The following is a 23,456-nucleotide window of genomic DNA, read 5'->3' on the forward strand; positions in this document are numbered from 1 at the left end:
GGCCCGACTCATCACCGTCTCAGCCCCGGATTTCAGGGCTGGTGGTTTAGGAATCAGAGTGGCAGCCGATGAATAGTAGCTGTTAACACGAATCCAATACGTTCTGCCGGGACTGTTTTTACGTCCAGCAAGGCGCAACAGGACGTATTGGATTCGTGTTAACAGGCCCTAGGTGCAGGTAGTCAGTTTCTGAGACTAACTGGCTGGACCACATGGACTGGTCACCAAAATTAGCCAATGACGCCCACAATCGAGCCGGGCGATTGGTGTGGATCCAAGTTGTATTAGATTTTCCGGGTGTTACAAGGATTTCTGGCATCTATGCAGAGTGCAATCAGACAAGCAGACATGAAAGGTGCCATGAGTCGACTGATTATCCTGATCATTAGCCTGCTCTCCTGGGGCGTGGCAAACAGTTCAGAATGGCTTTCAGAGAGCCCGGTTTCGTTCTACGAGACAGAGCTGCAACGCAGTGCACTGTTCAATTCCACCCGCCTATCCGCGTTGACCGGCAACGTCATCCTCGACAGCAGCGAACCGGCTGTTGAACGACCCTACGGATACGGCAGAGAGCTTGGAGACACCAGTCCGGCAGACTATCCTGGGCTGCGCAAGGATGCGGGATACTTCTTCGGTTACCAGTTCTTTATCGTCGGCCTGCTGTATGTGCTTCCGGAAGAGATCTCCGCCTGGACCGATGAGCAGAAAGAGGAGTACACGGTCAATAAGTGGTGGGACAATGTCACCCATCCCCGCTGGGATCCCGACGAGTGGTACATCAACTACATCCTTCACCCCTACTGGGGCATGACCTACTACACAAGGGGTAGAGAGCGTGGCCTGAGTGAGACCGGTGCATTCTGGTACTCATTCGCCCTCTCCTCGATCTATGAGTTCGGCCTGGAAGCTCTGTTCGAACCTGTCTCGATCCAGGACATGATCTTCACCCCCGGTCTCGGCTCTCTACTCGGCTGGTATTTCGAAGACACCCGTCGAGAGATTAAAAGTCAGTCGAGCTACAGTTTCTGGGACAAGAGCGTGCTCGTCCTCACTGACCCTCTGGGCACCCTCAACACCATTGTGGATGGTTGGATCGAAACCGACAGTGAACTGGAACTACGCTCCTTCTACCGCAGTCCCAGCTTCGGCATCTACGACGATACCGACTGGAACAGCCCCTACCGACAACGCATCGACCCATTGGTCAACGACTATCTCGGATTGCAGCTAACCGTTCACTGGCGATAGTTTTTATCAATTTCATTTCACTCATGAACGTGAATGAAGGCAAATTGTTGCTGATGATTTTTTTGGGAATGGCGTGTTTTATTTAATCCGCTAATAACTCAGCAAAGCCAGATGATCCAGTCCTTGGACATCCCAGCAAATATCAGACATAAGCACATGTCGTAAAAATGGTAAATCTGAAACACCTCGAACCGGCAGAGAGAGTAGCTCCCCTCTCCCCTTGCGGGAGAGGGGCCGGGGGAGAGGGGAAGTATCCATCAGCACCCTCATCAACCGATACAACCCTCAATACAAGCTATGTCGGGTGAGTGCACTTAACGCTTCAATTGCATCAACTACTTGATGCTCACCCTCCCCCATCAAGGGAGAGGGGTTTTATGCTTACTTTTTTGGTATGTGCGTGTTTTCGAGACAACGGTAACTCAATGCATCAGCAGCATTTGCGTTCATTTGCGGACTAAAAATTCTGATCCGATAGGTTGATTGGAATCTATCTTAATCCAAGTGCAACAGTGACGGGTTGCCAGATCAAAGCCGGTTTGCAATCTCCAGCAGATTGCCATCCGGGTCGCGCAGATAGATCGAAAGAATTGCCCCTTCAGCACCGGTTCGCTCCACCGGCCCTTCGATAATCTCAACCTGATTCCGCTCCAGATGGACGGCCACTTCGCTCACCGGTGCTTCAGTCAGAAAACAGAGATCGGCAGAGCCCGGTGTTGGCAGTGCAGCTTTGGGTTCGAACTCGTTATGATATTCGTGCAGATTGATTTTCTGTGCACCAAACTTGAGAGCTTTTCTGCCACCGGCGAACTCCACCAGCTGCATACCCAGTATGCGGGTATAAAAGTCGCAACTCACTTGGAGTTCCCGAACGGTCAGTACCAGATGATCGAGTTGTGTGACTTTCATGGACGACAATCGAAAGGCTGGCTTAAAGTGATGGGGAACTGAACCCGATGGTACTCAATCCTGCTCGGGATCGAACTGCCCCCTCGGGCCAAACTCCATATCCAGGCGCTGGTCGATGTGATAGCGGATCTTCTGCTCCAGGGTCGTATCCAGTTCATCGTGCAAGGCGCGTGTAATCTGTTCCCCGGCTTCCTCGATGGCACGTTCGAGTACCTCTGAGAGCATCTTGCTGAGGTCATCCTGCAACTGCTTTGCAATCTCATCACGCATCGCCAGCAGAACTTCATCATACTCGGGAATCCCGCTATCCTCCGAGGCTTCAGGCAGCTTGGTAAAGGTGTGAAATTCTGAAGCCAGTTCATCAGGTTCGATGACATCCTCCAGGAGAGGTATCTCATCATCAACTTCCGGCTTTTTCTCTTCGTCACTCATCTATCTGATATCGTGTTTGTTCAATGGATAGCCCCGGTCGCGGTAGAATTTGAATCGCTCCCGACCAGCGCTCACAACCGGTGGCTCCTGGTCGATGATTTCAGCAACCCGCTTGAAGCGGCTAAAAAAGTTTGGCACCTCTCGGCTTAAATTTATCAATACATCCTGCTCTTCTCCAGCTTCCTGCTGATGACTGATAATCACCGGGGTGACACTGTGATCGCAACGTTCGGCAATCCCATGAGGCACGAAACTGCCCTGGCGAAAGGTCCAGAGTAGACGCTCCATGTGCCTTGTCTCATCTTCACTTTCAGTATGGATGAGGATACGGCGTCCCTGGTGATAAATCTTTTCACACAACCGGCAGGTCAAGGTGAAACGATTACCCCTGGAGCCTTCATCGAGTACATAAAAGTCAATCTGTGTCATGGATTTTATCCGGCAAAGCAGAGCTCCGCACTCAAGAACAGACTCATAATCCGCAACGCCCCATCAGAAAGCGGGTCAGCAGGGGAACCGGACGACCTGTAGCCCCCTTGGCCGACCCGGAGCGCCAGGCGGTACCGGCGATATCCAGATGAGCCCACTTGAACTTCTTCGTATAGCGGGAGAGAAAACAGGCTGCGGTAATGGTACCGGCACCTTTGCCGCCGATATTGGCCATGTCGGCAAAGTTGCTGTCGAGCTGCTCTTGATACTCATCCCAGAGAGGCAGTTGCCAGGCCCGGTCACCACAGGATGAACCAGCATCCAGCAGCTCCTCCGCCAGTGCCTCGTTATTCGCCATCAGGCCTGAGGCCTGATTGCCCAGAGCAACGATACAGGCACCGGTCAGGGTGGCGATATCGATAACTGTGGCTGGTTTGAAACGCTCACTGTAGGTCAGAGCATCGCAGAGGATCAGCCGTCCTTCAGCATCCGTATTGAGCACTTCGATGGTCTGTCCGGACATACTGGTAACCACATCACCTGGTTTATTGGCATCCCCATCCGGCAGGTTTTCGGAACTGGGAACCACGCCGATCAGGTTGATCGGCAAATCCATCTCAAGGCAGGCCATCATCGTGCCGAAAACAGACGCGCCGCCACACATATCATACTTCATCTCATCCATCGCCGCTGCCGGCTTGAGCGAGATGCCACCAGCATCGAAGGTGAGTCCCTTGCCGACCAGCACCACCGGTTTGGCGTCCGCTTTGCCGCCCTGGTAGTTCATGATGATCAGTTTTGCAGGCTGTCGGCTACCCCGGGAGACGGAAAGCAGTGCTCCCATGCCGAGCTTCTCCATCTGTTTCTCTTCCAGCACCTGCACCTTCAGCTTGTCATGGGAGCGGCCCAGCTTACGCGCCTGGTCCGCCAGGTATGTGGGGGTGCAGTAGTTACCGGGCAGATTACCCAAATCCTTGGTCAGTTTGATGCCTTTGGCAATGGCTTTACCCTGCTGCAGGCCCTTCTGCGCCGTTTTCAGATGACGTCTGTCAGCGAGCCAGACAGCCAGCCGCTTGAGTGGTCGTTGGCGCTTTTTGACCGTACTTTTAGTCTCTGCGAACTGATACAGACTCTCTTCACACTGGACAATGGTTTCGCGGACGATCCCAGCCTCGGGAATATTGCTCACCGCAATGTCGCACAAACCCCAGACAGCCTCGATGGCATGCCCTTCATTCAAGCTTTTTATGCTGGCTGTGAGTACCTTCATATAACGCTTGCGATTCAACTCGGATGCTTTGCCCAGTCCGAGCAGCAGTACCCGTTCCGCTTGAATTCCCGGTACATCATAAAGCATCAACTGCTGACCGTTCTCACCATTCATGTCTCCCCGCTTCAGGATCTCCTTGAGGTGGCCTTTGCTGGCTCTATCCACGAGCAGTGCTGAAGGCGAGAGTTGCCGTTTGGCAAACACCCCCAGAATCAAACAGGCAGTACGTTGTTTGGTCAGGTCACCGGTTTTGATGCTGTATTCCATGAAGTCAAAGGCCTCTTCTAATCGTTGCTCACTCATTGTGACACATCTTATGGGAGGCAAGAGAAGCCGACAACCTGAAAATCAAAGGGATAGAATAGTGTCTGAAGTGTTCTATTCAATGGGGATCGTAATTCCAATAAGGTCCTGGCGAATCCGATCCCGCTAGCCGGGCCGAACAGATAGCCATGAGTCATAAAACCACCCAGAACTGTCTGCTGTCAGTTAAAATCTGTTTCCATTTGCGGACTTAAGCCTGATTTGCGAGGATTTGCGGCGGAACAGCCTGAATTGAATGAATGATTTCTGAAATACACACCACCGCCGGGAAGTCACGTTGATCACTCTGATCGATCGCTATCTGCTGCGAGAGGTATTGAAGGCGATGTCGGCGATCCTGCTGGTGTTGACCCTGATCCTCTCCAGTAACAGCTTCATCAAACTGCTCAAGGAGGTCGCCACCGGCGAGCTGCATGCGGAGCTGCTTGCCCAGGCCCTGGCACTGCAAATGGTGGTCTACTTCTCCCGCCTGATCCCGCCGGCATTCTTTTTTGCCGTGCTCTATGTGGTGGGCAGAATGTACCGGGACAGCGAGATGGTGGCCTTGGAGTCCTGTGGCATCGGTGGCATGCGGATCTACCGCTCGATGGTTCTGGTGGTCGTGCCGGTGGCGCTGATCACCGGCTGGCTCTCGCTCTACGTGACCCCCTGGGCCGGTCGCATGAGTGCCGAACTGCTCAGCAGTCAGCAGGGGCAGGCAATGGAGCTGGCCGGGATCAGTGCCGGTCGTTTTAACGAATACAGTCAGGGAGATCTGGTGCTCTATGTGGAATCCCTCGACAGTGACGAACGCCGCATGCAGAAGGTTTTCGTACAACAACGCCGGGAGGGTGCATTGACCCTGGTGAGCGCGAAACGGGGCTATCAGCGGATCGACAATAATAGTGGCGACCGCTATCTGGTGTTGGAGGATGGGCTGCGTTATGTCGGCATACCCGGTCAGGCTGACTACCAGGTCAGTGAATTCGATGAATATGCACTGCTGATCAAGACCTCAACCGGCGGGGAGACGAAAGTGACCCGAAGATCCCTCTCCAGTTACGATCTGCTCCACTCGGATTCGATCAAGGATCGGGCTGAATTTCAGGTCCGCCTCTCCCAGGTGCTGGGCCTGCTGGTGTTTGCCCTGTTGAGCCTTCCCCTGAGTCGGACTCTGCCGAGACAAGGCCCCTTTGGCCGGCTGGTCTTCGCCTTTGTGCTCTATACCGTCTACCTGAGCCTGCAGGGTGCTGCTGAAAACTGGATGATCCACGCACGCACACCGGAGTGGCTGGGTATCTGGTGGGTCCATCTGAGCCTGGCGGTCGTCGGCTTGCTGATGCTGTTGCCCGATACCCCGCCGGTTCGCCGTTTGCGGCGCCGACTGAGGAGTCAGCCGGCATGATCCTAGATTCCGCAGTTGACCACTCCATTCTGTTACTAAGTTATTGAATAAGATGAAAAATGTTTCGATAGAGGGTATCCCTCGCTGGGTGAGTCACGTTACAGGGCGAATTGCGCGCTTGTGGCGGCGCATGGCGGCGTTGCAACGCCTTGCCCTGCACCCCCACAAGCGCACACTTCACCCTGTCCAACTACGGATTCCAGGATGATCACTACCCTGGATCGCTACATCGGAAGGTCGGTACTCACCGGTGTACTGGCGGTGATGTTACTGCTGCTGGTGCTGATCGGCTTTTTCGAGGTAGTGGCCGAACTGGAGGACGTCGAGCGTGGTTATACCACCGGCAAGGCCTACAGCTATGTGTTTCTGGGACTACCCCGATACATCTATGAATTGTTTCCGGTGGCAACCCTGCTCGGCAGCCTGATCGGGTTGGGCGTACTGGCGAGCAATTCGGAGCTGATGGCGATGCGTGCCGCCGGGATCTCCATCGCCAGGATCGTCTCATCGGTATTGAAGGCGGGATTGCTGATTCTGGCCGCAGTAATCTGGGTCGGCGAGTATCTGGCGCCTCTCACGGAACAGCAGGCGCAACGCATGAAAATGGAGGCGCTCTCCGATCAGATCAGTCTGAAGACCCGCTACGGGTTCTGGTCCCGCGACGACAACACCTTCATCAATATCCGTCAGGTGCTGCCCGATGCACAACTCGCCGATGTCTCTCTGTATGAATACGACGGTGCATCCCGCCTACTCCGGGCGATCTATGCTGAACGGGCAAGCTATGAGTCTGACGGCTGGGTCTTGCATGGTGTCTCGGTGAGTCGGTTTAGCGATCAACGCATCCAGGTCCACCAACAAAATGAGCTGACCTGGCAGACCCAACTGGAACCGGCTTCCCTCGATGTATTGACGGTAAAACCTCATATGCTCGCTGCTTGGGACCTGTGGCGCTACATCGACTATCTGCGCAACAACGGGCAGGCATCGGTCAGTTATGAGGTCGCTTTCTGGGGCAAGCTCGCCGCGCCTCTGGTCACCCTGGTGATGCTGTTGTTGAGCATCCCTTTCGTGTTCGGATCTCTGCGCAGTGTGAGTGTGGGACAGCGGGTATTCGTCGGAGCGATGCTGGGGATTGTGTTCTACCTGCTCAACCGGGCCTTCTCCTATATGGCTGTGGTTTATTCGTTTAATGCCCTGTTCGCCACCGCTTTACCGCTGCTGTTCTTCATGGGATTGGCCTGGTGGATGTTCCGACGGGTGCCTTAGTTTTCTGTCCGCGAATGGACACCAATAGCAGCAAAACAATCATAGGCGATCACTACTGTACCGTTAACTCAAAAACATCCAAGGAGATGTATAAAAGCCCCTCTCCCTTGATGGGAGAGGGGTTGGGGAGAGGGTGAGCATCAAGCCATTGATGCAATTCAAGTGTAAATGGCACTCGCCCATCAATCCTTGTACTGGGGAATGTTTAGATTGATGAGGGTACTGATGGATACCCCCCTCTCCCCCGGCCCCTCCCCCGCAAGGGGAGAGGGGAGCTACTCTCTCACTGATTGGTACACTGATGATTGGTGCATTTTCTAGCCTTGATCTTCTGCTTGGTTATCTCTTTACATGTCACAAACCTCTATAGACTAGAGAAACCAATTGAAATTAACTCGTTGTTTCATATCGATCAAAGTTAACGGGACAGCAGAAATCGACTGCGATTTTTTTGTGTCCATTTACGGTGATTGGCGTTCATTCGTGGCCAATGGAATATTCAGATAATTCTAGTTTTATTAAACTCTGCAGGCCGAAAAAAAGCACAAGACAAAACCCATAATCTGGGACTAAAATCCGCGCATATTCCAAATCTACCCGGGAAGTTGAACCATGAGTCGAGTATTGATAATCGGTGCCGGCGGCGTTGGCAGAGTCGTCACTCACAAGTGTGCCCAGGTTGCTGAGGTTTTCAGTGAAATCTGGCTGGCCAGCCGAACCCTTTCCAAGTGTGATCAGATAGCCAGTGAGATCGAATCCACGACGATACAGACCGCCCAGGTGGACGCGGACAATGTGCCGGAGCTGGTCGAACTGATCAAACGGGTTGAGCCCGAACTTGTCATCAATGTCGCTCTGCCCTATCAGGATCTGACCATCATGGATGCCTGTCTCGAGACCGGCGTGCACTATCTCGATACGGCCAACTACGAACCACCGGACGAAGCGAAGTTCGAGTACAAATGGCAATGGGCCTACCAGCAGAGATTCCAGGCGGCGGGGCTGACCGCCCTGCTCGGTTCCGGTTTTGATCCCGGCGTCACCAACGTGTTCATTGCGTACGCACTGAAACACCATTTCGACCGCATACATCAGGTGGATATTCTCGACTGCAATGCGGGCGATCACGGCTATCCGTTCGCCACCAATTTCAATCCGGAGATCAACATCCGCGAGGTCACCGCCAACGGTCGCTTCTATGAAAATGGTCAATGGGTTGAAACCAGGCCGATGGAGATCTCCCGGGTATTCGACTTCCCGCAGATCGGCCCGCGCAAGATGTTCCTGCTCTACCATGAAGAGATGGAATCTCTGACCAAACATATTCCGGTAGAGCGGATGCGCTTCTGGATGACCTTCGGTGAAAGCTACCTGAAACATCTCGAAGTGATCCAGAACCTGGGACTCGACCACATTCAACCAATCGAGTTTCAGGGCCAGCAGATCGTCCCCTTGCAGTTTCTCAAGGCGCTGTTGCCTGATCCGGCCACCCTGGGCCCCCGTACCAAGGGAAAAACCAATATCGGTTGTATCATCAAGGGTGAAAAAGCGGGTCAACCAGTGAGCCGCTATATCTACAATGTCTGCGACCATCAGGCCTGCTATCGAGAGACCCGCGCCCAGGGTGTCTCCTATACCACCGGTGTGCCGGCAATGATCGGCGCCAAGATGATTCTGCAAGGCAAGTGGCGCGAGCCCGGTGTGTGGAATATGGAGCAGTACGATCCGGATCCGTTTATGGCGGATCTCGAGCGTTACGGCCTGCCCTGGCAGGACCAGGCATTTGACATCGATATCGACACACTGCCTGTCGATGAGTAGCGAATTCGACGCCCTGCCCTCACCTTGCTACCTGCTCGAAGCGGCCAGGCTGAGAGAAAATCTTCAGCTGATCGATCGGGTGCAGCAGGCGTCAGGCTGCAACATCATTCTGGCACTCAAGGGCTTTGCCATGTGGTCGGCCTTTCCAATGGTGAGGGAGTATCTGTCGGGCTGCTCCGCCAGCTCCTACAATGAGGCACGCTTGGCCAAAACCCATTTCGGCGGGGATGTTCATCTGTATGCGCCAGCCTACTCCGAAGCCGAGTTCCCGGAGCTGCTGCCGTTGGCCGAACGGATCAGCTTCAACTCCCTCTCCCAATGGCAGAGATTGGGGGATCAGGCGATTGCTGCCGGTAAATCCTGTGGCTTACGGGTCAATCCCGCCATCGATGAAGTGGCTATAGATCTCTACAACCCCTGCCACAGCCAATCCAGACTCGGCATCTCTGTTGAACAGGCCGCGCAGGATTTGCCAGCCGGAATAGAAGGCCTGCATGTACATGCTTTGTGTGAATCCCACGCCGATGCAACCTCCAGACTGATCCAGGCCATGGAAGAGAAATTCGCTCGCTGGCTGCCCAACCTGAAGTGGTGCAATCTGGGTGGCGGTCATCTGATGACCCGACAGGGTTACGATGTTGACGGCCTGATCGAGACACTGAAAGGCTTTCGTCAACGTCATCCACACCTGGATATCGTGCTTGAACCGGGCTCAGCCATCGCCTGGGATAGCGGTCCATTGGTCGCCACAGTACTGGATCTAATCGAGCGTGGAGGTATCGCCATCGCACTGCTGGATGTCTCGGCCACAGCTCACATGCCCGATGTACTGGAGATGCCCTATCGGGCGGAAGTCCGTCATGGGGGTAAACCAGGCAGCCGTCCCTATACCTATCGACTCACCGGACCGACCTGCCTGGCCGGTGACATCATTGGGGATTACGCATTCGATCACCCCCTGCAAATCGGTGAGCGGTTGATCTTTGAGGATATGATTCACTACACGATGGTTAAAACCACCCAGTTTAACGGAGTCCCGCACCCGGCCATCGCAATTCGTCATGAACAGGGGGAGATCGAAGTGATCAGGCAATTCAGCTATGACGATTATGAGCGCCGACTCTCATAACCGTGACCATCATCGATTCTGCCAGCAATAGAAAAACAGACCCAGCCCCACTGCTGTCCGGAATAAATACGTTTCATCTACTGAAAGCTGTGCAGCACTTGATTTTGGGGGTAGAAGTCATGGCATTGCCTGACAATCAAAGATTCATAATCTGCGCAAGGCAAACTCAAACAGACCTGTATGGTGCTTACTCAAACCCTATTTGGTGGGGCATGGCCCCACCCTACCATCGATTTCAGAATGTTGCCCCACCGAATACTACCATCGATTTCAGGATGTTGCCCCACCGAATACTACCATCGATTTCAGGATGTAGGGTGGGGCCATGCCCCACCAAATACGCTGATGGTCAGGTTAGTAATCAGGTGAAGCATCACCATGATCATCGAATAAACACAGACGCACTGATTTTTCCGGATAGCAATACCTTGATGGGAGAGGGTGCACCCGAAGCGTTTCACCTGGCAAAAACCTGGTTTCGTGTTATCACCCCCCTAACCAAGCCGGTCAAAGATCTCCTGAATCGACTCGATTGATGCCTCAATGTGTTCCAGCATCATAGCATCACGGGTTGCATCCGAATCCTTGTAACTGTGAAACATCCGCACAGTATTGCGTATCTGCCAGGTCAGCTCTTTGATCAGCAACTCGATCTCATTGAATTCACCCAGGACCTGTTGATCAACCCTGGACAGCTCTCTCTCCTTACACAGCCATGCGGCAATTTCACTGCTCAAAAGTCCGGACTCATCCAGTGTAGAGCGTATTCGACAGGTGACTGCGGCAATCGCGGATAGCTGCCTGGCATCATGCTGGTCAATTCGCTCCTTGAGCTCCAACAGGTTCTCGTGAATATCGTCAAGGGCCTGCTTTGCCTCTCTAAGGATATCGATCTGTTTACCAAGTTTCTTGGCATAATCCTTTGGACAATCGTCAGCGTTCAACCTGACCGGTTGCAGGCCTGACTTTTTGATGATCGACATCGTTGCCCGATACACTTCGTAACCGTTGGTGGTAGGGTTAAGTTGCAGGTATGGCTTGATATCACCAAGGGTTCGTTGGCTGTTTCGAAAAGATTTGACCCGGATGGAGTGGATACTGTCGGTCATGCTTATGATCTTTCCAGGATTACCGAGTTGCTCCTCGTTCAAGGCGAATGGATAGCCTGCGCCAAAACAGTCTTCATGGTGCTCTATGACGGCTCGGGAGACCTCTGGATAGATGCCTGGTACTGAGTCAGCAATAATCTTACCCACAATCACATGTGCACGAACGGTACTCCACTCCTGAGCGGAGAGTTTTCTGTTGCTGCAGACAATTTCAGGATCCAGATGAAGCAGTCCAATATCGTGCATCAGCGCCGCAACGAGGATGTCACGCCGCTCATCCACACTCAGTCCCATCTCCCGTGCGATCATGGTAGAGAGCCAGGCGGAGAAGATGCTTTTTTCAAACTCAGTATGCATCTGTGCCTCAAGAACGGTCAGTTTTTGAGTCAGCAGCGGATGCAGTCTTTCCAGTTGCAACAGTTTTTCGAACTCAGGTCCATAGTTCAGGGCCTCATTCACTCTGTTCAGGTCAGGATATTTTTCTAACAGTCGTCTGAATTCAGCGATCAGGGTCTGGGTATCCGCCTGATGTGCCAGACCTATGTGGTTATCCAGAGGCTTCAGCAGCTTGTGTTTGATCAGTTGCTGTCGTACATCCCGATCGATGTTGATGCCCTTACGTGCTACAAGGACGCCTTTGTCATTGAGAATATCGGATGTGGTGAACGCCTGGTTTCCCTTGTTTGAGATCTCTGACAAGTGAACAGAGTAGAAACCGTTTTTGGCATGATCTGTGTACTGCTGAATTAACTCTTCCATTACTACCACGATCTACAGCTACGTAGTTTTTACAACTAAAAACTATCCCAAAATCACAACAATTCTTATGGTCGCTTTTTCTGCTATATCTGAAATCTTTAATCAAATCCCTGTCAGACTCACTCAACGGCCAACACAAAATTTACTTTAGATACTTAGGGCTTAGGATCTGATTTTGCCAATCCAACAGCCCTAGCCCATCTCTTTTTAGTATCAATATGGGGGCAACAGAGCCGATTGGATTCGTGTTAACAGGCCCTAGGACAGACTTTCAATCAGAGGTATCTCCTTCCCGTCAATCCCAGCTTTCAAGTGGCGACTCTGAGTCAATACTCGACGGCATATTTTTTTATCCAGAAGGGCTACAGCCTGACGCTCAAGATATTCAGCCCCCTTCTCATCACCTGCATCCCGTAACCGCACAGCCATCACTTCCAGTTCACGAACTGACGCCTGTTTAACCATATGTCGGAAGCCTCTCGGTCTCGACCTGGTATCATCCATGCCCGGAAGCCGTTCATTATCAGTCAACATGTCACTTCCCCCGCTCAGTTTCCAATCCATTCTATTTTGGATTTTTTTAAACCTGTCTGAAACGACCACAGCCAGTGTAATCCTGACAGACATCAACCCTATACCTACTTAGGATTCCTCCACCGAAACCGGTGATTAACCAAACTGAAAGTCTGCTTTATTCAGTAAGTTAATTAAATAATAGTCGTTTAAATAATCGCTGAAGTGATCTTTGACACTGTTACTGTGTGACAAATTACTGATCTGCAAAACAGTGGAAATGTTCGGTTGGAAAGTATCTTCGGTATCAGCAAGCGCCACACTGAGGGTACCGCTTGACCTGGAGAGTATGGAGGATACGCTGCTATTGTTTTGTTTTTAACAGTCTGGCCGGATCATAACCGGAAGCTTCAACAATATGCTCAACCAGCTGCCAGTCATCGGCGGTGATTTCAGGTTGCCGCGACAAAACCCACAAATACTTTCTGCTCGGCATACCAACTACCGCAAAGTCGTAATCACTACCGAGTCCCAGGATCCAATAGTCACCCCAGAACAGATTCCAGCCAAACAGGGAGACGAAACTGACCGCCAGTTTTGCATTCGAACGGTTATCCACGATGCGTCCGATGCCCTTTGCCTCATCCATCTCACCCTGTTGATCCCGGCAGCGGTTGATGACCTGAATATCACCACCCTCAAGCTGTCTGTAGTTTGCCGTTACCTCACCGGCACAATGATCCTGAAAACGATTCGGTAGTCTGGCAATTTCATACCAGTTGCCAAGGTAGCGTTGCATATCCACGCTTGACACCGTCTTCAACTGTGATCGGTCCCGCGCGCAGCCCACTACTGTGCCCGACAACAGCACAATCAGGCAACTCACCAGTAACCGTTTCAAGAGTTGTTTCATGAGAAGAGGTCGAGGGATTTGACCGGATCATCGATCCAGCTTTTGTCCTGTTGCCAATCGATGGACGGATCATCCACATAGAGTTCGATCTCATTACCATCCGGATCTTCAAGATAGATACTCTGACTAATTGTATGGTCAGAAAGGCCGTTTATCTTTATACCGGCTTCGTTGAGCCGGTCGAGGGCCTGTTTCAGCGCAGCCAGTTCATCACCCACTTTCCAGCCGATATGATAAAGCCCCGTTCGGCGCCCCTGAAGCGGACCGGGCGCCTCACCCACCTCAATCAGCAATAACTCGTGATGGGTACGTCCACCACTGAACATGACCCCTTTGCCGCCAAATATCTCACCCTGTGCCTCCAGGCCCAGCGCTGCTGTGTAAAACTTTGATGAAACCTGCAGATTTTTCACATACAGCGCCACATGGCCAAGCTCTATCATCGTGTTATCCCACTGTTATTTGTAGTCAATCTGGCCTGCACCCTGGGGGCGAGAATTTTATCCCGATCCAGTATTTCCGGATAGAGTCGCCAATAGTACTCAATGCGGGAAACTCGCCGTCCCAGATTCGACTCCAGCCGACACCGCTCTGCCTCCTGCAGAGTCGGTAGCGTCAGTAGCGCAGGGGCTAACCAATCCACATAACGTTGTACAAGGGCACTGCTCTGATCATCCGGCCAATCTTCTGTCACACCAAAACTTGGTAAACCGGCCCGCTCGAACCGCTCACCCTGGTCGGTCTCGGCATACTGACGATCCACATCCCAGGTCAGCCACAGGTGATTGACATGAAAGCCCGCTCTTTTCCTGACCAGCCTCTCCAAGCGATCGATTTCCCTGAAGTGATGATCCCCACCAACCCCGGAACGCTCCAGGCAGCCTCGCCAGAAGCGGGGCTTGTGATTGCTGTGTCTGGGCCCAGGCTGCATCGACATCAGCAGCGCCAGTGGCTTGTGATCTGTCTGATCCAGTAACCATAACTCACGCCGGTCTGTTAAAGGAAAGGGTAGTTCATGTTGGTGTTGCAGAATCTGCTCTATCAGCAGAGTACACAGATCCCCATGCCAATCGCCGGGCCCCATCGGGGCTTTGATCAAACCCTCCTTCTCAGACCAAAGACCAACCAGTTGCCAGTTATTGATCGATGCATGGGCATTGAGACTTCCCCAACCGCCAGGTCGGACAATCTGTATCTCGAACTGCCACACCCTGCCATTGGTCGTTGAAGCCCGTCCACCCGCCAATTCGATGATCTGCAGAACACCCAGGAAAGGATTCAAACGACGTATCCCGTAACAATTGACTGGCGCATTACTGATCATTCGCTCTCTGCCGAGTAGCTGCGTAACTCTTCGAACCAGGTTCCACAAGGTGATGAAATTCAGGCGGAATCACCTCGAACAGATACTCAACTCGACCCACAACCGTTTCGATCTGCCGAGGCTGGGTTAGTGAGTCGGGTTTTCTGGATACCTGCTGTTGATAGGCATAGGGGTCTACACCATTCATCGAAAATACCTCCTGAATCTGTCACAGGCATTGTTCTCTTTCAGGCTGTGACAATAATTGTACAATTAAGTTTATTATGTACAAGTTTTCAGTGTAATTATTGTACCATTAGGAATTCAAGGTATTACCAATAGAAACTCCATATACACGCAGATCAATCGATCAGAGCCTCTCCGGATCCTGTAAAGTCAGGGATTGGCCTCTGTCACCCTGACAGCCCACTGGTCCGATGAGGAGGCATTCCATGAGGAGTGGCTGCATGCTGGGAAGTTCAGTATCTGGCGTGAGGTGGATAGGCGACCGCCGGATAACATCCATGCGGGTCATGCGCCCTTATCCGATCCTGTTTATGCCGCATGGGGTTACAAAGCGGATTGATCCGCAAGTTTGCTTCCCTGAGGGACCCAGATATAGCCCGCTTCCACATCACCGAAAACCAAGCCTGGGGTGTTGAGTGCATAGAGACCGGCAATATAAAGACAGATCACTGCATCCAAAGCATCCTCATTGGACTTCAACGACCGGCCTGTAAGCTGATCAATCTCTGTCGGATCGAAATATCTGCGTAGAACCGGATCGATTTCGAGTGGTAATACCGGGCTGCTTATCAGACACCCGATCAGTTCCGCCAGCTGTTTTTGACCAGCCCGTTTTTGCACCACAGGACCTTTCTTATAGAGCAGCCTACGGTCAAGTCCGAAGACCTCGATCATTGCGGGATGAGGGTAACACTCAATCTGCCACTTGGCCTGGCCCAGATGCTGAAAACCCTCTCTGCTGAGATGCCGGGACAACGCCACACTATCCGCTTGGGGATAGAGCCTGGTGTTGGAGGCATGGCAGGCTGCCCCTCTGGATCCGTAGACTCTGGACAGGGCTTTTTCACATGGCCGCTGGCCATGTGGATTGGGAATGATCAGCGAAGCATCGATGGCGACTCCCGACAAGCCTTCAAGTCCGCTCAGATGTTTCATCAGTTGATTGACAGGAAACAGGGCGACTTCGATTGTCTGCAGCCTGAGTACACCATCAACCAATTCTCCACTGGCCAACGCCGTTGGATTCCTGTCAGTACGCCAAGCCAGATCCACACCGAGAAGCTGTAGCTTCAAATCATCTCCATCACATATAGATTGTCAGTCACCGGTCATTCGATCTTACCTTACCACGCTCACTGAGGAATCAGATCCACCTCTGGTGGAATATAACACCGCCACAACCGGGACTGATGGACTCCCCGGAAACGGATCCCCGAATGGCCAGGGTATTCACCACGGACAGATAATTAAATGAACAGACAAAACCCGTTTGAAAGAGATTTCAGACTATCTGAACAGCAGGAATATCCAGTGCTTGGAAAGAAACCGATTGTTGCAGTGCAATAGCTATAACAGCACAAACAAGCCCGGTTAACGCATCAGGAATAACAGCACCAAATTCATTGATAATAGTCAACTGCATTGTTATTCTTTGGCGCTAATGAGGTTTAGGCATGGTATAAATGCCGAACCAAAGATTCCCTGGGTGGAACAGATTGCACGCCTTTTACTAACTAGAATCAACCCGGCCTGCAATCAATCAAGTAGTAGCACAAACAGTACACGCCCCGTCGTCGATGGATCGGTTGTGTGTTTGAAAAAGAATTTAAAAAGGGGGAAGGCATCATGCCTAAAACTGTTTCCAGGCTTGCTACCTGGCTAATTCCATTCTTTCTGATTCTGCTCGTACAGTCTGCACACGGCGCTACAGAGCCCGGTATCAGCATCCTTGGTGAAGAGCCTCCGGAAGGTTTCGATCCGGTTACCGGTGAACGCATCATCTCCAACGAACGTTGCCTGACCTGTCACGGCGATGAGCAGATGAAAACCGATGTTCGCGACGATGGCAGCGAAGTGAAGATCTTCGTCCACAGCAAGCAGATTCGGGAGAGTGTGCATGGTGAACTGAACTGCAACAGCTGCCACATCACCATCGATCGTGTCCCCCATCGCAAGGCGCCGGCTGTCATCGTCGGCTGTCTCGATTGCCATCGGGAGACCTGGGAAGAAGTGAAGGACGATCCGGACGACAAACATGAACGACTCAAAGTGGTCAACGAGTCGATCGACAGCTACATGCAATCGATCCATGCCCAACCCAACTCACTGGATCAGTCCCGCACCAATGCCACTTGCTACGACTGTCATGAAGCCCATAACGTGGGCGAGCTGGGCAGCATTCAACGAGCCGAAAAGCGCCTCAAGAATCCTGAAGTCTGTGGCAAATGTCATGAGCAGCAGCTGGAGGACTACCGCACTTCCGTTCATGGCATCGCGGTCCTGGAACAGAAAGACAGTGAATCGGCCGTCTGCTCCGACTGTCACACCACCCACCAGATCGACTCACCGGAAACCGACAAGGCCAAACTGGCGATCACCAAAAACTGTGGTGACTGCCATGAAGAGGCCCAACGCACCTACTTCGACTCCTATCATGGTCAGGTGCACCGGCTCGGTTACACCAACACCGCCAAATGTCATGACTGTCACGGCAGCCACAAGATCAAAGGCGAGGATGATCCCACCTCGGAGATCCACGCCAACAACCGCCTGGAGAACTGCCGGGTCTGCCACGAGGATGCGAATGATAACTTCCTGACCTTCTGGCCCCATGGCGATGCGGACGACCGGGAGAACTACCCTGGCCTCTGGTTCTTCAAACTGTTCATGCAGACACTGATTTTTGCTGTCATGGCCTTCTTCTGGGTACATGTGCTGGCGTGGCTCTACCGCGAAGTCATGGACCGCATTCAGGGCAAAGGCTTCATCGAAGATCTGGATAAACCGGACATCGTCTATTTCCGCCGTTTCCCGGTCGTCTGGCGCTGGATTCATGGCCTCTTCGCCATCTCCACCATGACCCTGATCCTCACCGGCACCACGCTGCTGTTCGCCCATACCGGTTGGGCCAAGGCGGTGGTGGTATTCCTCGGTGGAACTGAGATGGAGGGGATCATCCACCGTACAGCCGCCGTGATCTGGCTCGGAATATTCCTGGTCCATCTGACGATCGCCATGACCAACATCATTCGCGAGGGTAAGGACTTCAAATGGTTCGGCAGCACTTCCATGTTGCCCAACTGGAAGGATTGGAGCGACCTGAAAGGTATGTTCAGATGGTTCATCGGAAAAGGTGAGCGCCCTGAATTCTCCCACTGGACCTATTGGCAAAAGTTCGACTACTGGGCCCCCTTCTGGGGTGCCGCGGTAATCGGTACATCCGGCATCATGTTGTTTGCACCGGAGAAGACAGCCCTCATTCTGCCTGGCTGGATGTTCAACATCGCGACCCTGGTACATGCTGAAGAAGCGCTGCTGGCGGCGATATTCCTCAACTCGGTGCATTTCTTCAATGTGCACTTCCGGCCTGAGCGCTTCCCGATGAGTACCACCATCTTCACCGGCGCCATTCCGTTCGAGGAGTTCCGCCACGACCATCGCGAAGAGTACGAGCGACTGGCCGCCACCGGTGAGATCAACAACTACCTGGTCAGAAAACCCTCACGCCGGGCAGATCTGGCCGCCTCTTTTATCACTACGGTGTTGATCATGGCAGGCCTGGCATTGCTCACCCTGGTACTGATCGGCCTGGTTACCTCACCGAACTGATAGGCAGGGAATATGCAGAGAGAGAAAACTATGAACAAGAAAATGCCCTATCTCCTGCTGGGACTCGCAGTACTGTTTCCAGCCTCCGCTACGGCGGCACCCACTGGTCAGGCGCTGGCCTTCACCTGTGCCGGCTGTCATGGCACAGACGGCTCAAGTGTCGGCCCCTCGAGTCCATCCATTGCAGGCATGGATCCGGAGGTGTTTATCGATGCCATGCAGGGTTACAAATTCGATGAGCGAAACTCCACCATCATGAACCGCATTGCGAAAGGCTATAACGAGGAGCAGATCAAAAGTATGGCCTGGTTTTTCGCCAAACAGTCGTTGCGGCTCAGCCCACAGAAGCATGATGTGGAAATGGCCAAGCTCGGTGCCAAACTGCACGATGAGCATTGTGAAAAGTGTCATGAGGATGGCGGTAGACCCGGTGATGCCGGCACTCTTGCTGGTCAGTGGATGCCCTATCTGCACTACACCATGGAGGATTTCATCGATGGCCGCCGGGAATACCCGAGAAAGATGAAACGCAAAGTCGATGCCGCCATCGAAGCCGAAGGTGATCAGGCCATTCCGGCTCTGATTCACTACTACGGCAGCCAACACTGATTCCCGGGACAGGAAAAGAGCATGACAGAGATTAACCGTCGAGATTTTATTCGATTTGCCACCGTTGCCGGGGCATCCCTTGGCTTTCCCCAACTCGCACTGGCTGCCAATCCCAAAGTGGTGGTGGTTGGTGGAGGCGTCGGCGGCTGCACCGCAGCCAAGTATCTACGCAAACTCCACCCACAGACCGAAGTCACCCTGATTGAGACCAAAAAGGTCTACCAATCCTGCTTCATGAGTAACGAAGTACTCAGTGGCGACCGTACCCTGGATTCCATCACCTTCGACTATGAGGGGTTGAAGCGTCATGGGGTGAAAGTGGTGATCGACCGGGTCGACGCCATCGAGCCCGACAAAAAACAGGTGGTTACCCAGGGCGGCGAAACATTCGCCTACGATGCCTGCATCGTCTCCCCGGGAGTGGACTTCAAGTGGGATGCGATCGAGGGCTACGACGAGAAAGTCGCCGAAGTGGTGCCGCACGCCTGGTTTGCCGGACCTCAGACAACCACCCTGCGCAATCAGATTCTGGCGATGCCGGAAGGCGGCAAGGTGATCATCGTCGCGCCACCCAATCCCTACAAGTGCCCCCCCGGCCCTTATGAGCGGGCTGCGCAGATCGCCATGTACTGCAAACACCATAAACCGAAGGCGAAAATCCTGATCCTCGATCCAAAGGACAAATTCTCCAAGCAGGGGCTGTTCACCCAGGGCTGGAGCAAGCTCTACGGCTTCGGCACTGAGAACAGCATGATCGAATGGGTCGGCGCTGCCGGTGGCGGCACGGTTGAGGAGCTCGACCCTTCCACCATGACCCTGCAGGCGGAGATCGAGGAGTTCCAGGGGGATGTGATCAACATCATTCCACCGCAGAAAGCGGGCAAGGTCGCCTTCGCCTCTGACCTCACGGATGGGGACTGGTGTCCGGTCGATAAACTGACCTTCGAATCCAGCAAGCATAAAAACATCTATGTTCTGGGTGATGCCTCAAGCGCCGCGAAGATGCCGAAATCGGCCTACGCCGCCAATTCCCAGGCCAAGGTTGCAGCGGCTGCCATTGTCTCGCGCTTCAATGGTATCGAACCGCCGGATCCCACCTTCGTCAACACCTGTTACAGCATCCTTGGCGAAGAGCACGGTATTTCCGTGGCAGCGGTCTATACCCTGGACAAGAGCAGCAATACCATCCTGCCGATCAAAGGTGCCGGTGGCCTCTCCCCGATGGACGCCTCGGATCAACAACGCAAGCGCGAAGTCAGCTATGCACACAGCTGGTTCGCCAATCTGATCGACGACATGATGATGTAGCCAATACAACGGAAGGCCGCTTAGCGGCCTTCCGATGACGCAATCGACAGTCGCAATTTCAATCCGATTCAAACCAAAGAGAGATCCGCCCTGCCCTTCTCCCGGGCAACATCCTCCGTAGTTCTGACACAGTTCTTACCGCACCTTTTCGCCAGATAGAGCGCATTGTCTGCCGCATCGAACAACTCCAGCATGGTCTGGCCCGGCTGATACTCCGCCACGCCGATACTGATGGTAATCCTTTCACTGATCAGTGACTGCTCCCGGTTTAAATCCTGGATTGCTTTTCTGACCTTGTCCGCTATGTAGGCCGCGTCTGTCAGGGACGATTTATCGAGCAGAATGGCAAACTCCTCTCCCCCCCAGCGAGCCAGGGTATCGATGTTTCTGATCTGGGACTGCACCAGATTGGCGATCTGTTTGAGAATCTCATCCCCGAGCAGATGACCGTAGCGGTCATTCGTCGCTTTGAAATCATCAATATCCACCAGGGCGAGGGAGAAGGATTGATTGATCCGTTGTGAGCGGTTCACTTCGCTGTTGAAGTTCTCTTCCAATCCCCGTCGGTTCAGCAGCCCGGTCAATTGATCCGTTCGGCTGATATCCAGGATCTGCTGGTTTAGTTTGTTCAACAGGGCAGCTGCCTTGGCGCGGGAAAATTCCAGACTCCAGACCAGCCAACTCAGTGCAAACAGGGTGGCGATAAAGCGGATTTTGAACGTATCCGAATAGTGCGGAACCAAACCATAGCTATCTCCAAAGCCCAACAGCACGGAGAGCAGCGCGATCACAAACAGGGATAAAAAATAGCCGTGCAAGTGGCCCAACAGGGAGATGATGATGACCACAATTGGATAGGTCCAAAGAGGGCCGGTTGCCTCAACTCCCCCACTGATAATCAGATAGACTACCTGCACCAGCATAACCGTACTGTAGAGCCAGGCCGCGATCTTGTGGTTTTCGGTCTTCAGAACAAACAGGTTGATGACTATGGCCGCCAGAAGTGAGCCGGAGAGGAAATAGGCGGTCTCATAACGTAGATTGATATAGCTGGCCAAGGCAAAGGCAGCGAGAAAAAATGCACCGATCAGGAAGATCAGATGATATTGGATACGCCGCCGTTCAGCCTCGATTGAGTTGAAATCATTCAAGGCCTGGCGGGGTTGACTGAATAGGGACCTCATCCCCCAAGCATAGTACATCCAGCCATCGACCGCATGATTTAACTCACTGAAATACCTAGGATTTTAGTAATTTATTTCATTTTTTGTAAAACAATGCGATTAATCAATCCGAATGATATCTCGGTACTGATCGGAATCATTTTTTCAACCTTTTCACATCACAGGAGCGAGTTACCGGCACCGTAACAACGCTCCACCAGATAGGCCAGGAACGGAACGGAATGCCGCTGTGCAGTGACAACCCGATCTCACAGGTACGATTGTTGGTGTAACCCTGGTTACAGCCCGGCGGAAGTTGCTCTCTGAGGCGTGTGAATTGAGTTGAGGATGGGAGAACTCCTAATCACCGGCAAATTCACAACCCCCCTCTTCGAGCGCCAGCACCGCTTCGCTGGTACAGACTTGAGCAACGCTAAGAAAGTCCTCTTCCAAACCCATTTTACAAGCAGTACAGGTGATATGAAGTACGAGCCTGTCGAGCTGGTCAATCTACTTCAGGTTCACCACAAAGGAATTTACTCCGCCTATTTGAAAACGGTCAGGTGAACATCAAACCAGACCGGCACTTTGTACTGAAATTGCGTGCCAATAAAAAGTGTATATGGCTACTATCGATAGTGATAGCACTACTGCAAAAACCAGGGACAATAGAGCTCACTTGGAATGGTGATAATAAATGTCGCCATTAGATAAAATAAATTATTTGGTTTATTGGTCTGTCCTATTTCTATTAGCAATAATATTTCTCCTATCAATCTCCCAAAGCCAAATCCTCTCAAGATATTATGAATAAAATATTATATTTCATATACATATAGATTATTAATTTCTTGGTTATGAGTTGTCTACTTAAGAATTTTTTCTTGTTGTTCAATTGAAGGCAGTCTAAACTGCCGAAAAGGACAATTGGTATGACCAAATAGAGCATAAAATGCAGCGACGAAAACTCTCGGATCAGATCGCAGAACAGCTGGAGGGCATGATTGCCGACGGCACCCTCAAGCCCGGAGAGCGTCTGCCGGCCGAGAGGCAGCTGGCGGAACGGCTGGGAATCTCACGCCCCTCTCTGCGGGAAGCGATCCAGAAACTCTCCAGCAAAGGGCTGCTGCATACCCATCAGGGCGGTGGCAACTACGTCACCGAATCCCTGGCGCACAGCTTTACCGATCCCCTGATGGCCCTGCTGCAGGACCAGCCGGATGCGGAGTTCGATACCCTGGAGGTGCGTAAAGAGCTTGAGGGCGTGGCCGCCTTCAATGCGGCCACCAGAGCCACAGAGAGCGACCGACAACGAATCTGGAGCCGATTCAACGAGATGGTTGAGATTCACCGCGCCGAGGCCTCGAGCATCGAAAAGCTGAAGGTGGATGCGGCCTTCCACCAATCGATCACCGAAGCGGCCCACAATGTGGTGCTGGTGCACTTCACCAACGCCATACACGATGTATTGAAGAACACCGTCAGTGCATACCTGGACATGTTCTATGCGGAACCCGCGTTCGTCGATAAGCTCTGCAAGCAACATAAAACCATTGTCACAGCCATCATGGACCGGGATCCGGAAGAGGCGCGTGACAAGGCGCGCTTTCATCTGCAGTTTGCCTTCCAGGCATTCCACGAGTTCAAGAGCCAGGCCAAGCTGTCCCGTAACTCAGAGCTGTACGCCTCCATGTTCAGTGAGGAGTAAC

At 52.6% G+C, this 23,456-nt stretch carries 23 protein-coding genes; 10 read left to right on the forward strand and 13 right to left on the reverse strand.

Translation table 11 applies throughout. The features are described 5' to 3' along the window. The first annotated feature begins 360 nt into the window (after positions 1 to 360). Positions 361 to 1,248 carry a DUF3943 domain-containing protein gene (locus AC4IE8_RS20920; protein ID WP_490791951.1) on the forward strand — a complete coding sequence of 296 codons (888 nt, stop codon included), beginning with the start codon at positions 361 to 363 and terminating at the stop codon, positions 1,246 to 1,248. 528 nt (positions 1,249 to 1,776) lie between these two features. Here AC4IE8_RS20920 and AC4IE8_RS20925 read toward each other — a convergent pair. The 4 genes from AC4IE8_RS20925 to AC4IE8_RS20940 are packed head-to-tail and all read right to left on the reverse strand — an operon-like array spanning position 1,777 to position 4,555. Next, on the reverse strand, positions 1,777 to 2,157 hold the full coding sequence (locus tag AC4IE8_RS20925; protein WP_068992384.1) for a VOC family protein: 381 nt from the start codon (positions 2,155 to 2,157) through the stop codon (positions 1,777 to 1,779). A gap of 54 nt (positions 2,158 to 2,211) precedes the next feature. After that, positions 2,212 to 2,589 (reverse strand): hypothetical protein, encoded by a 378-nt coding sequence (locus AC4IE8_RS20930; protein ID WP_068992387.1) that lies wholly within the window; start codon positions 2,587 to 2,589, stop codon positions 2,212 to 2,214. Beyond that, positions 2,590 to 3,018: a DNA polymerase III subunit chi gene (locus tag AC4IE8_RS20935; RefSeq protein ID WP_068992390.1), complete on the reverse strand. Its 429-nt coding sequence runs from the start codon at positions 3,016 to 3,018 to the stop codon at positions 2,590 to 2,592. Positions 3,019 to 3,061: 43 nt separating this feature from the next. Further along, positions 3,062 to 4,555, reverse strand: a complete 1,494-nt coding sequence (locus tag AC4IE8_RS20940) for a leucyl aminopeptidase (protein WP_068992393.1) — start codon at positions 4,553 to 4,555, stop codon at positions 3,062 to 3,064. A 334-nt stretch (positions 4,556 to 4,889) separates the two neighbouring features. On the opposite strand from AC4IE8_RS20940, the gene lptF reads away from it, so the two are divergent. The 4 genes from lptF (at position 4,890) to nspC (ending at position 10,215) form a co-directional block, all read left to right on the forward strand. Further along, positions 4,890 to 5,996: an LPS export ABC transporter permease LptF gene (lptF, locus tag AC4IE8_RS20945; protein ID WP_490791952.1), complete on the forward strand. Its 1,107-nt coding sequence runs from the start codon at positions 4,890 to 4,892 to the stop codon at positions 5,994 to 5,996. A 204-nt stretch (positions 5,997 to 6,200) separates the two neighbouring features. Continuing rightward, positions 6,201 to 7,265 (forward strand): LPS export ABC transporter permease LptG, encoded by a 1,065-nt coding sequence (gene lptG / locus AC4IE8_RS20950; protein WP_068992399.1) that lies wholly within the window; start codon positions 6,201 to 6,203, stop codon positions 7,263 to 7,265. A 612-nt stretch (positions 7,266 to 7,877) separates the two neighbouring features. Beyond that, entirely contained in the window at positions 7,878 to 9,086 is a 1,209-nt protein-coding gene (locus AC4IE8_RS20955; protein ID WP_068992402.1) for a saccharopine dehydrogenase family protein, read from the forward strand. Next, positions 9,079 to 10,215: a carboxynorspermidine decarboxylase gene (nspC, locus tag AC4IE8_RS20960; RefSeq protein ID WP_490791953.1), complete on the forward strand. Its 1,137-nt coding sequence runs from the start codon at positions 9,079 to 9,081 to the stop codon at positions 10,213 to 10,215. The genes AC4IE8_RS20955 and nspC overlap by 8 nt, the downstream gene beginning before the upstream one ends. Before the next feature lie 494 nt (positions 10,216 to 10,709). Here nspC and AC4IE8_RS20965 read toward each other — a convergent pair whose 3' ends face one another. The 6 genes from AC4IE8_RS20965 to AC4IE8_RS20990 all read right to left on the reverse strand — a co-directional run bounded on the left by AC4IE8_RS20965 (position 10,710) and on the right by AC4IE8_RS20990 (position 15,020). Further along, positions 10,710 to 12,083 carry an HD-GYP domain-containing protein gene (locus tag AC4IE8_RS20965; RefSeq protein ID WP_490791954.1) on the reverse strand — a complete coding sequence of 458 codons (1,374 nt, stop codon included), beginning with the start codon at positions 12,081 to 12,083 and terminating at the stop codon, positions 10,710 to 10,712. A 258-nt stretch (positions 12,084 to 12,341) separates the two neighbouring features. Beyond that, positions 12,342 to 12,617, reverse strand: a complete 276-nt coding sequence (locus AC4IE8_RS20970; RefSeq protein ID WP_490791955.1) for a hypothetical protein — start codon at positions 12,615 to 12,617, stop codon at positions 12,342 to 12,344. A gap of 343 nt (positions 12,618 to 12,960) precedes the next feature. Then, positions 12,961 to 13,509: a lipocalin family protein gene (locus AC4IE8_RS20975; RefSeq protein WP_490791956.1), complete on the reverse strand. Its 549-nt coding sequence runs from the start codon at positions 13,507 to 13,509 to the stop codon at positions 12,961 to 12,963. Then, the gene (locus tag AC4IE8_RS20980; RefSeq protein ID WP_490791957.1) at positions 13,506 to 13,952 is read right to left on the reverse strand and encodes a VOC family protein; all 447 of its coding nucleotides are present in this window, start codon (positions 13,950 to 13,952) and stop codon (positions 13,506 to 13,508) included. Before AC4IE8_RS20980 ends, AC4IE8_RS20975 begins: the two co-directional genes overlap by 4 nt. Beyond that, positions 13,949 to 14,833 (reverse strand): hypothetical protein, encoded by an 885-nt coding sequence (locus AC4IE8_RS20985; RefSeq protein ID WP_068992421.1) that lies wholly within the window; start codon positions 14,831 to 14,833, stop codon positions 13,949 to 13,951. The genes AC4IE8_RS20980 and AC4IE8_RS20985 overlap by 4 nt, the downstream gene beginning before the upstream one ends. After that, the gene (locus tag AC4IE8_RS20990) at positions 14,823 to 15,020 is read right to left on the reverse strand and encodes a hypothetical protein (protein ID WP_490791958.1); all 198 of its coding nucleotides are present in this window, start codon (positions 15,018 to 15,020) and stop codon (positions 14,823 to 14,825) included. Before AC4IE8_RS20990 ends, AC4IE8_RS20985 begins: the two co-directional genes overlap by 11 nt. Before the next feature lie 195 nt (positions 15,021 to 15,215). Between AC4IE8_RS20990 and AC4IE8_RS20995 the strand changes: the two genes are divergently transcribed. Next, positions 15,216 to 15,398: a hypothetical protein gene (locus tag AC4IE8_RS20995; RefSeq protein WP_068992428.1), complete on the forward strand. Its 183-nt coding sequence runs from the start codon at positions 15,216 to 15,218 to the stop codon at positions 15,396 to 15,398. On the opposite strand, the gene AC4IE8_RS21000 is transcribed toward AC4IE8_RS20995, so the two are convergent. Further along, positions 15,383 to 16,132: a DUF429 domain-containing protein gene (locus AC4IE8_RS21000; RefSeq protein WP_490791959.1), complete on the reverse strand. Its 750-nt coding sequence runs from the start codon at positions 16,130 to 16,132 to the stop codon at positions 15,383 to 15,385. The genes AC4IE8_RS20995 and AC4IE8_RS21000 overlap by 16 nt on opposite strands. A gap of 208 nt (positions 16,133 to 16,340) precedes the next feature. Continuing rightward, positions 16,341 to 16,481, reverse strand: a complete 141-nt coding sequence (locus AC4IE8_RS21005) for a hypothetical protein (RefSeq protein ID WP_490791960.1) — start codon at positions 16,479 to 16,481, stop codon at positions 16,341 to 16,343. A 203-nt stretch (positions 16,482 to 16,684) separates the two neighbouring features. Here AC4IE8_RS21005 and AC4IE8_RS21010 point away from each other — a divergent pair, with 203 nt between their 5' ends. The 3 genes from AC4IE8_RS21010 to AC4IE8_RS21020 are packed head-to-tail and all read left to right on the forward strand — an operon-like array spanning position 16,685 to position 20,584. After that, complete coding sequence (locus AC4IE8_RS21010) at positions 16,685 to 18,667, forward strand: cytochrome C (protein WP_071891881.1); 1,983 nt, start codon at positions 16,685 to 16,687, stop codon at positions 18,665 to 18,667. A 30-nt stretch (positions 18,668 to 18,697) separates the two neighbouring features. Further along, positions 18,698 to 19,276, forward strand: a complete 579-nt coding sequence (locus AC4IE8_RS21015; RefSeq protein ID WP_068992435.1) for a c-type cytochrome — start codon at positions 18,698 to 18,700, stop codon at positions 19,274 to 19,276. A 21-nt stretch (positions 19,277 to 19,297) separates the two neighbouring features. Further along, a complete protein-coding gene (locus AC4IE8_RS21020; protein ID WP_068992438.1) occupies positions 19,298 to 20,584 on the forward strand; it encodes an FCSD flavin-binding domain-containing protein in 1,287 nt (428 codons plus the stop codon). A gap of 68 nt (positions 20,585 to 20,652) precedes the next feature. Here AC4IE8_RS21020 and AC4IE8_RS21025 read toward each other — a convergent pair whose 3' ends face one another. Next, entirely contained in the window at positions 20,653 to 21,768 is a 1,116-nt protein-coding gene (locus tag AC4IE8_RS21025; RefSeq protein WP_490791961.1) for a GGDEF domain-containing protein, read from the reverse strand. A 931-nt stretch (positions 21,769 to 22,699) separates the two neighbouring features. Between AC4IE8_RS21025 and AC4IE8_RS21030 the strand changes: the two genes are divergently transcribed. Further along, complete coding sequence (locus AC4IE8_RS21030; RefSeq protein ID WP_068992447.1) at positions 22,700 to 23,455, forward strand: FadR/GntR family transcriptional regulator; 756 nt, start codon at positions 22,700 to 22,702, stop codon at positions 23,453 to 23,455. Position 23,456 lies beyond the last annotated feature (1 nt).

The organism is Candidatus Thiodiazotropha sp. AKAK2 (genome assembly GCF_058244685.1).